This is a genomic window from Candidatus Binataceae bacterium, assembly GCA_036495685.1.
Classification (GTDB): Bacteria; Desulfobacterota; Binatia; order Binatales; family Binataceae; genus JAFAHS01.
Genome location: DASXMJ010000164.1, coordinates 1 through 6,560 on the forward strand (window position 1 = coordinate 1; position 6,560 = coordinate 6,560).

The 6,560-nt window shown below is 59.5% G+C and carries 4 protein-coding genes; 1 reads left to right on the top strand and 3 read right to left on the bottom strand.

What is annotated here, in order from left to right:
• Positions 1–289: 289 nt before the first annotated feature.
• From ltaE to VGI36_15365, 3 genes are all read right to left on the bottom strand, one after another.
• Complete coding sequence (gene ltaE / locus VGI36_15355; protein HEY2486525.1) at positions 290–1,438, bottom strand: low-specificity L-threonine aldolase; 1,149 nt, start codon at positions 1,436–1,438, stop codon at positions 290–292.
• Positions 1,439–1,937: 499 nt separating this feature from the next.
• Positions 1,938–3,821 (bottom strand): ATP-binding protein, encoded by a 1,884-nt coding sequence (locus VGI36_15360; GenBank protein HEY2486526.1) that lies wholly within the window; start codon positions 3,819–3,821, stop codon positions 1,938–1,940.
• On the bottom strand, positions 3,818–5,218 hold the full coding sequence (locus VGI36_15365) for a sigma-54 dependent transcriptional regulator (GenBank protein HEY2486527.1): 1,401 nt from the start codon (positions 5,216–5,218) through the stop codon (positions 3,818–3,820). Before VGI36_15365 ends, VGI36_15360 begins: the two co-directional genes overlap by 4 nt.
• Positions 5,219–5,518: 300 nt before the next feature.
• Here VGI36_15365 and VGI36_15370 point away from each other — a divergent pair, with 300 nt between their 5' ends.
• Positions 5,519–6,364 carry a Crp/Fnr family transcriptional regulator gene (locus tag VGI36_15370; protein HEY2486528.1) on the top strand — a complete coding sequence of 282 codons (846 nt, stop codon included), beginning with the start codon at positions 5,519–5,521 and terminating at the stop codon, positions 6,362–6,364.
• Positions 6,365–6,560: the final 196 nt, after the last annotated feature.

A 6,560-nucleotide genomic window follows, 5' to 3' on the forward strand; every position in this document is an offset into this window, starting at 1 on the left:
CAGGCCGCCGCCGCCACGCCGGCCCAACCCAACGGCGGCCTGCGCTCGGCGCGCGCCGACTTCGAGGCGCGCTACATCGGCCAGGTCTTCGCCCAACACCAGCGCAAACTCAAGGAATACCAAATCCGTTGACCAACTCGCCGCGCGAGTCAGCTGCGTGCTCGGTCTCCTTACGGCGGGCTGCCCACGCGATCCTCATGGATCGTTTTGAATAGAATTGATGCGGTGGTTGAGGAAGCCGATCCGACTTAAGTCGGTCGTCCCTAGGGAACTGTCTTCAGCCTTACGGCTAGACCGTCAAGGCTTCGCCAGCAGCTTCTGCGGCAGCTGTGACGGCCTGATCGATCGCCTTGCGGTCGATTCCGAAATGAGTGACGGCCCGCAGCCGGTTCGAACCGCTGCAGCTGACCAGAACTTTTCGGCCCTTGAGCGCGGCCTGAAACTTCTGCGCGGACCGGTCGCCGTCGAGGTCAAAGAAGACCATGTTGGTTCGGCGCGATACTTCCTGGACCTTGATGCCTGCAACTCGTGCCAGCCCTTTGGCCAGAGCGCTCGCGTTGAGATGGTCCTCGGCGAGCCGCTCCACCATCGTTTCCAGCGCTACGATTCCGGCCGCGCCGATTATGCCCGCCTGGCGCATCCCGCCACCGAGCAACTTGCGCACGCGATGCGCCTGGGTGATGAAATCGCGCGTACCGCATAGGAGCGACCCGACCGGGCATCCCAACCCCTTGGAGAGGCAGAAGGTTACCGAATCCGCGTAGCTGGCCAGGGTACGGACGTCGCTTTCCAGAGCGATGGCGGCATTGAAAATCCGCGCGCCATCCAGATGCACCGGGACCCCATATTTGCGTGCCAACGCCGCGACCTCGGCCATGTGCGAAGCGGTCACCGCTACCCCACCACAAAGGTTGTGAGTGTTCTCCAGCGCGACCAGCGAGGGCTGCGCGAAATGCGCGTCCGGCGGAGTAGCCAGTTCATATTCCAGTTCGGTCAAGTCCAGGGCGCCGGTTCCAAGATTCGTAACCGGTGTCATCACCACACCGCCCACCACCGCGCCGCCTCCGGCCTCCCACAGATAGGCGTGCGCCTTGGAGCCGACAATCGCTTTGCGTCCGCGCGGACAATGCACCATCAGAGCTATCAGGTTCGCCATGGTACCGCTGGGCACCAGCAGAGCCGCCGCCTTGCCGGTCAGCCTCGCAGCCATCTCTTGGAGCCGGTTAACTGTCGGATCTTCTCTATAGAAGTCGTCGCCTAACTCCGCGTGCGCGATGGCCTCGCGCATTTCGACCGTCGGCAGAGTCACAGTATCGCTGCGAAGATCGATAAACGGCTGGTCCTTTGAAGCGGCATATCCGTTGTGGAGGCCGAGGGACCTTCCCGATGCGATTGGTAAAACTAGCTCGTTCTCAAAGCGATCCATGTTACGGCTCACGACCCTCTTCCATGAAGATTCTGGGAGCGTTTCCTACCCCCAGCCGGTTCGTTTCCAAGGCCTTAAGCCCCGGTTCCGGGCACAAATTGACCTGTCACCAGAGCATTTCTCTCATAGCTCTCGGGCCACTTTTGCTAAGATGGGTCAAAATTTGGCCTAGTCGCGAAAAAGTTAACCGCCTCTCTTTCCTACCGCGTCAAGGGTATCGATTTAATGGTGCGACGAGGTGCGGGCGGGCTCCCGCCACCTGTCGAAGAGGTCCGGATGTTTGCTTAAGTCGACGGGACGCGACTCCCGCCGCGGTTTAGCCTCGAATTGACGCGAAGACAGGGACGTTGCGGCCAAGGGTGGGTCTGCCATGGCCCCTGCGACCGCCCAAACTTGAGTCGTTTTTTACTCGCCCTGAGGGACCAACAGCGCTCGGCCAAAAGGGGAGCCCCTTCGGCGTCAGTTTGGTTTCGGCCCGCGAGTCATTGCGGCGCCGGAGCGTCAGCCTCCACTAACTCTTTGAGTCTGCTGGATCGGTCCCTGACGCAAGGTGATAGTCGAGCGCTCTAAGCAGATCTTCGCGCCGAAACGGCTTGCTCACGTGAGCATCGCAACCGGCTTTCCGGGCGCGCTCCACATCGGTATCGAGTGCAGAGGCGGTAAGGGCAATTATGGGCACGCGATTTATGCCATGGTCACGTTCCCACTTGCGGATGGCGCTGGTAGCTTCGTATCCATCCTGCGCAGGCATCTGCATATCCATTAGTACCGCGTCGTATTTGGACGCGATCACCTTTTCGATAGCCTGACTTCCGCTTTCAACCTCGTCGATCTCGTAAGGCAAATGCCGCAGCAGAGCCCGGATCAGGACCCGATTTACCGCCACGTCGTCGGCTACCAACAAGCGCAGTTGACGGTTTAGGCGTGGATACGCGTTCGAGTCGGAGCTCGACCGGGGTTCACGATAGGAGGAAGCGGGCTCAAGCTTGACCGTGAAGACGAAGGTGCTGCCCTTGCCAACTTCGCTCGCGACGGTTATCTCGCCACTCATTTCCTTGACCAGGCGCGCGACAATCGCCAGGCCCAACCCGGTTCCCCCATATTCGCGGGTATTCGACGAGTCTGCCTGGGTGAAGGGCTCAAAGATCAGGGCGAGTTTGTCGGGCGGTATTCCGGTTCCGGTGTCGGCAACTGAAAAACGGAACAGCTGTGGTTGGGAATCCGAGGCTGCTTCCACGGCGATGGTGATGCGTCCCCGCGCGGTGAACTTGACTGCATTACCAACCAGGTTCATGAGCACCTGTCGCAGCCGCAGGGAATCGCCAATCACTCGTTCCGGCAACCCGGGTGCAAATTGAGTGACCAGTTCGAGTGACTTTTCGCGCGTCGCGAAGGTGAAGGCTTCGAGCACTTCTTCGATCGTTCTGCGCAGCGCGAATTCCCTAGGTACAATCTCGAGCCGTCCGGATTCGAGTCGCGCAAGATCGAGAATCGAGTTAATCAGCTCGAGCAGCATCGCTCCGCTGTGCCGGATTATTTCGAGGTAGCGCCGCTCGTCGGCCTTGAGATCGGCATCGCCCAGCAGTTCCGCCATACCCAGAACCGAGTTGAGCGGCGTGCGAATCTCGTGCGACATGGTCGAGAGGAATTCCGATTTTGTCCGCGATGCGGCCAGCGCTTCTTCGCTTCTCTGCACCAGCTCGGTCTGCGTCTGTTCCAGCTCGGCGATGGTGTTTTCGTGCTCCCTAACCTCGGCCGCCAGCGCCTTGCGGGCCTCGAGCACGGTTTGGATGTGTCGTTCGAGCTCGCTTCGGTGTTGATACAGAGTCGTGCACGCCACCTGGCTGATTACCGCGCCCGCAAGGATGGTTAGCCAGTACAACGGCAAGACCGGATCGCCGCGCGGCCATACCACCGTGAACACGGCGAGGCCGGCGATGGTAGCGGCGTTTAACCAAACCTGGCGGTGCGGAGACCAGGGCAGGAACGCCGAAGAGCCGACCTCGAGCAGAAGGAGACCTTGTATGCCGCCCGCCAGAGTGCCCAGTACGGTGCTGACCAGAGTGATCCCGAAAATCACCGCGAAAGCGTTGCCCAAGGCGAATGCTTCCCAGTTGCGGACGAACCACTCCGAAAAAGACACGCTCAGCGTCAGGAGCGCGATCAACAACTCGCCCAAGAAGAAAAGCAGTCCCCAGGTGCTCAGCTGGTGTGCCAACCAACTGAGCATGAGACCAAGCGAGGCGACCGCGGCGATAAGCACCAGCCCGATCCGCGTCATCAGAGGTCCGCGGACCGCGGGCGATACCCACGTCGGAAAGGTCAGATCGCGTTCTCCGTCGATCGAGGCGGCGCTAAAAGCGATGGGCGTGTGCAGCTCGGATAGGTTTCTCACAGCTGGTACCGCCGGAGTTTCGCAAACAGCGTCTTGTAGTCAATCTGTAGGATTCGAGCGGCGGCGGATTTGTTACCGCCGGCTACTTGCAGCGCTCCCGCGATCGCCTCGCGTTCGGCGGCCTCCACCGCCCCGTTGGCGATTTCCTTGAGTGATCGTCCGGCATTGTTGGTCGCCGTGGCACGCGCCGGAACCGATTCGATCGGACCGGAGTCCGCCGCTTTCGCGAGCAGGGTTCGAACATCTACCTCCCGAATCATGACCTGCTGAGCCTGCAAGACCGCGCGGCGCATGATGTTGCGCAGCTCCCTCACGTTTCCGAGCCACGGGTAGCCCTGCAACAGACGCATCGCATCCTCTTCAATGCCCGAAATCGAGCGATGTAGTTCGAGGCTAGCTTCATCCACGAACAGGCGCGCAAGGGAGGGAATGTCCTCGGGACGATCTCTGAGCGGCTGGAGCTGGACGGTGAACTCGGCGAGCCGATAGTAGAGGTCTTCACGGAAAGCGCCGGTCTCCACTTTAGCTTCGAGCTCGGCATTGGTGGCCGCGATGATCCGCACGTCAACCGGAATCGGGCGCGAGGTTCCAATCGGTGTGACCTGCCGTTCCTGAATCACGCGCAGCAGTTTCGCCTGCGCGGTGAGCGAGAGGTTGCCCGCCTCGTCGAGGAACAGCGTGCCGCCGTGCGCCACCTGAAAGTAACCCTCTTTGTGTCGATCGGCGCCGCTGAAGGCCCCCTTTTCGTAACCGAACAATTCCGATTCAACCAGGGTTTCGGGAATCGCCCCGCAATCGACCGCAACAAACGGTTTGCCCGCGCGCGAGCTTTCCTGGTGAATTGCACGCGCTACCACCTCTTTGCCGGTGCCAGTGCGGCCCTGAATCAGGACGGTCAGGTTCGCTCTGGCGACATTGGCGATCTGCTCGACGATCGCGCGCATCGACGAACTGGGGAGCACGAGCTTTGACAGATAACCGCCCTGTCCAACTATGTGACGAAGATTCTCGACCTGATCGCGCAGCGAGGATCGTTCCAGCGCGTGCCTGATGGTAAGGAGCAGTCGCTCCTCGTCAACCGGACGCAGTAGAAAATCGTAGGCGCCGAGTTTAGTGGCCTCCACCGCCGCAGCGAGGTCAGTGTCGACCGTGATCATGACGACCGGGAGATCAGGAGCGACGGTCTTAAGGCGACGCAGCGTCTCAATCCCGTCCATCTCGGGCATGCGTAGATCAAGTAGAACCAGGGAGGGAAGTTCTGCGGTGCAAACCGAGATTGCCTCGAGGCCGCTGCGCGCTTCAACCACCTCGAGATTTGCGCGCTTAAGCGTCAGTCCCAGAATCCGAAGATTCGAGGCTAAGTCATCGACCAAAAGTACTTTGCGCGGGGTGGGCATCTGGCTAGTTTTCGCCGATACGGCTGGGGCCGGAGTGTGTCCGCCTCAGCGAGAATTTATCCCTCAAGTATGGCACCGGCTCCATAGCTATGGAGAAGCCTCCATATATTTTTTGATCGGGTCAACACCGCGGGGGTCAAAAAGAGCAGTGAAACAGGGTGCAAGATTTGAAAGACGCACGGCACGGGAGTTGCTGTATGCTAGTCATTGTTTAGATAACAGCCTAATAAGCCACGTTCGGTGTGAAGAGGCAAAAATTCGAGAATAAGGATGGGGCTTCCAAGAGGAAGTTGAGTAAAGATGAAATCAATAATTCAGCAACCACGCAACCGATACGAGCAAGCTTTCAGAACGCTTCGGAACAACCTGAGCGGGCTTAATCTGCCATCGGACACGGTAGACGAGCTCATCGAGGGCCAAATGGCGGTTTCCTTCGAGAAAGGCGCGATGCTGTTCTGCGAGGGAAATACCGATGGAATGATGGCATGCATTCTAACGGGCTACGTAAGCATCTATTGCCCAGTCGGCGACGGGAATCGCACCTTGGTTCGCTTGGCCGGACCAGGCGAAATTATCGGCTATCCCGACTACCTCGACCAGAACGGCCGTCACGCCCGGATGTTCGAGGCTCAGGTCGCCACCAAATGCACGGTGTCGCTCTTTAGCCGCGATCAAATTCTCCGCATGCTCTCAAACCTTCCTGCGGACCAGCTGGTTTCGATGCTGACCGCGCTGAACACCTTCTGGTCGGAGAATCTGCGGTTTTTCGCCAGCCTCTTGAATCTCCCCTTGCTTGACCGGCTCAAGCTGGTGCTGGGCGATCTTGGGAAACGGGCGGCGGTTACGGATTCCGAGGGAACCATCCTGATTCCGGAGCTCGGCCACGAGCATCTTGCTGAAATGATTGGTTGTTCGCGACCGATGGTAAGTCGAATGATCGCGGAGTTGGTTGACGCGGGCCTGCTCGCCCGACGCGGCAAGCAGTATGTCCTGCTCAAGAATTGGGACTTCGACATGGACCCTCGCCAGTCCAAGTTCGTCCCGAGAGTCGAGGCAGCGGTTGCGAGCCGCCCGAGTCAGTTTGCCGTGGCGGCACGACCGGCCAGTCGCGGACTTTCGTCCTTTGCGGTTGGTGCGGCGGCGTAACTGAAAGCTCGGTCTTGGCTAATTGAATCTCTCGACAAAGGCGCGCAGAGCAGATGCCGAATTCGAGAAGAAAACTAGAAGGTTAGAGCAGGATGGAACCGGCTCCTCTGGCGCTGTGATGCTGGATCACAAATTCATTGAGAAAATCCGCGAATACGGTGGAAAGAACGCACTGGCCGAGATAGTCGAGCTCTAC